This is a genomic window from Microvirga soli, from assembly GCF_016734765.1.
In the GTDB taxonomy this organism is placed as follows: Bacteria; Pseudomonadota; Alphaproteobacteria; order Rhizobiales; family Beijerinckiaceae; genus Microvirga; species Microvirga soli.
Genome location: NZ_JAERQE010000139.1, coordinates 1 through 1,344 on the forward strand (window position 1 = coordinate 1; position 1,344 = coordinate 1,344).

Below are 1,344 nucleotides of genomic sequence, written 5' to 3' on the forward strand. Positions count from 1 at the left end.
CCCGGCCCCGTGGTCACGTTGTATGAGCTTGAGCCTGCGCCTGGGACGAAGTCGTCTCGGGTGATCTCATTGGCTGATGACATCGCGAGATCCATGAGCGCGGTGTCGGCCCGTGTGGCGGTGGTCCAAGGCCGCAACGCCATCGGCATCGAGCTGCCCAACCACAAGCGCGAGACCGTGTTCCTGCGCGAGCTCTTGGCCTCCCAGGACTTCGAGACCTCGAAGCAGAAGCTCGCCCTGTGCCTCGGCAAGACCATCGGGGGCGAGCCGGTGATCGCGGATCTGGCCCGCATGCCGCACTTACTTGTCGCCGGCACCACCGGGTCGGGCAAGTCGGTGGCGATCAACACCATGATCCTGTCCCTGGTCTACCGCCTGACGCCTGCCGAGTGCCGGCTGATCATGGTCGATCCCAAGATGCTCGAGCTCTCCGTCTATGACGGCATCCCGCACCTGCTCACGCCCGTGGTCACCGACCCGAAGAAGGCGGTGGTGGCCCTGAAGTGGGCCGTGCGCGAGATGGAGGACCGCTACCGCAAGATGTCGAAGCTCGGCGTGCGCAACATCGACGGCTTTAACGCCCGGGTGGTGGAGGCCAAGGCTCGCGGCGAGACCATCACCCGCACGGTGCAGACCGGCTTTGACCGCGAGACCGGCGAGGCGGTGTACGAGGACGAGGTGATGGAGCTCGATGCTCTGCCCTACATTGTGGTGATCGTCGACGAGATGGCCGACCTGATGATGGTGGCCGGCAAGGAGATCGAAGGGGCGATCCAGCGCCTGGCCCAGATGGCGCGCGCGGCCGGCATTCACGTGATCCTGGCGACGCAGCGGCCAAGCGTGGACGTGATCACCGGCACGATCAAGGCGAACTTCCCGACCCGGATCTCGTTCCAGGTCACGTCGAAGATCGACAGCCGCACGATCTTGGGGGAAATGGGCGCCGAGCAGCTCTTGGGGCAAGGCGACATGCTGTACATGGCGGGCGGCGGGCGGATTACGCGCGTGCACGGGCCGTTCTGCTCGGACGAGGAGGTGGAGAAGGTGGTGGCGCATCTCAAGCGCCAGGGCCGGCCGCAGTATCTTGAGGCGGTGACGGCCGACGAGGACGAGGGCGGGGCTGCCCCCGACACAGCCGTGTTCGACCAGGGCGAGTTCGGCGCGCCGGGCGGCGATCTGTACGACCAGGCTGTTGCTGTTGTTCTCAGGGACAAGAAGGCGTCGACCTCCTACATCCAGCGCCGGCTGCAGATCGGCTACAACCGGGCGGCTTCGCTCATGGAGCGCATGGAGCAGGAGGGCATCGTCGGTCCCGCAAACCACGCCGGGAAAAGAGAGATTCTG

At 65.8% G+C, this 1,344-nt stretch carries 1 protein-coding gene; it reads left to right on the forward strand.

Going from position 1 to position 1,344, the window contains the following annotated elements; genetic code table 11:
* A partial coding sequence (locus tag JKL45_RS29535) for a DNA translocase FtsK (protein ID WP_281401841.1) occupies positions 1-1,344 on the forward strand: 1,344 nt, incomplete at both ends.